Raw genomic sequence first — 1547 nt, 5'->3', positions numbered from 1 at the left:
CTCTACGTTGTTATTGTAGATATTTTTTATTCCAACTTCTGTTACTCCATTCATTAAAACAATTCTTCCAAGTGCCATTCCTTTATGCTTGGACACACCATTTATTTGTGAAATAGGAATATCTGAAGTTTGACTTCCAATAAGTAAATTCTTATTTATAAAGATAATACGTTGATCAGTCAGAACCATCAGTACCGTTTGAGAATCCTTTTCAGTAAAACCAGAAGTAGCATATTTAATGGTTTCATCATCATTTAAGACTTCTGGTAACATCTTGAGTTCACGTTTAGTACCAAACGTATCAGTTAATCCAGCTTCATCTAATTGTTGCTTAATTTGTTCGAATCTTTCTGAATTTTGCGATGATCCATTTGGTTGTTTACTTGCTTTTTCTTCGCGTTTCTTTTGTTTGGCTTCGTCTTTTAATTTCAGTGGGTCTATTGTAGCTCCGTTTGCAATGGCATTTTTTACCATATCCACAGTTACAAAGTTTTGAGCAGCCATGCTCGTTACAATTCCGACTTTTTTAGCATTTATTCCGATCTTTTTACAACATTTATCACAAATATCGCCGTCTTTTACCGGCATATTAAATTGCAATAAAGTTATTTTGTTATTACATATTGGGCAAACACGCATAGTATTATCCTCCAAAAAATGAACAGCTTTTTAAGTCAATCAGGCTTTGGACTTAACTAATTTTAATTTTGCACTGCTTTTTTGAGTTCGTAATAGCAAGTATCCGCTAAAGAACTTGGAATCGAAAACATCTTCATAAACTCATCTAAGTTGATTTGTTCAATTTCTTTATCATCTATGTAATACGGTATGAGTAAATCTATTGCACCCGTATTTGCTTCGCGTTCGTATTTGTCTTTCATCCCAGTAGAGAAACTTAAAATAGCATCATCTTTAGAACACGTTAAAATGTGGATAATCTCATGAGCAACCACAAATGGTAATTGTCGTTGGTTATACCAATTTGCATTAATTATTATTGATCTTGATTCTGTATCAGCTAACGATTCGGTATGCGAACTAACTGTTCTTGTTATTGCATAATTTATACCTTTATTTTTTGCATATTCTAATAAACTATTTATGATTTCTTGCATCTCTCAAGCTCCTCAAAATACCTAAAATAGTTTCTTTATCTTGCTCTGGAATAGGCTTACCTCCAAATCTCATAACGGTTGATAAATCATCTAAATTAACTGATTTTTTATCTTCTTCTGACATTCCTAATAAGTATTCAATTGGAACATTTAAGTATCGAGATACTTGTTTTAGTTTTTCAGTATTTACCGAATCTTTCCATTTTCTAATGCTTCCATTTGAATATCCTAAATCCATTTCCATTCTTGAAATTGCAATATGCTTCGAATCTGCAATTTGTTTAATGCGTTGATAGACAGTCATCTGTTCACCTTTATTCATATTTAGTAAAATAATCTAATAAAAGTAGTTGACAATTCGACCAGTTGTCTATATAGTTAAGGATGTAATAAAGATTGTTTAGCGGCGATTTTAATTACATTATTGATTAT

At 31.5% G+C, this 1547-nt stretch carries 3 protein-coding genes; all 3 read right to left on the bottom strand.

Features of this window, described 5'->3' with window-relative positions:
- A partial coding sequence (locus AC6UD0_RS07200) for a PH domain-containing protein (protein ID WP_500708672.1) occupies positions 1–588 on the bottom strand: 588 nt, incomplete at its 3' end.
- A gap of 113 nt (positions 589–701) precedes the next feature.
- Positions 702–1115, bottom strand: a complete 414-nt coding sequence (locus AC6UD0_RS07195; RefSeq protein WP_500708671.1) for an ImmA/IrrE family metallo-endopeptidase — start codon at positions 1113–1115, stop codon at positions 702–704.
- Positions 1096–1437, bottom strand: a complete 342-nt coding sequence (locus AC6UD0_RS07190; RefSeq protein WP_500708670.1) for a helix-turn-helix domain-containing protein — start codon at positions 1435–1437, stop codon at positions 1096–1098. Before AC6UD0_RS07190 ends, AC6UD0_RS07195 begins: the two co-directional genes overlap by 20 nt.
- Positions 1438–1547: the final 110 nt, after the last annotated feature.

Source organism: Fructilactobacillus sp. X7R9C1 (assembly GCF_059901005.1).
Note: the sequence above shows the minus strand (reverse complement) of the source record. Positions and strands in the feature narration are given on the sequence as shown.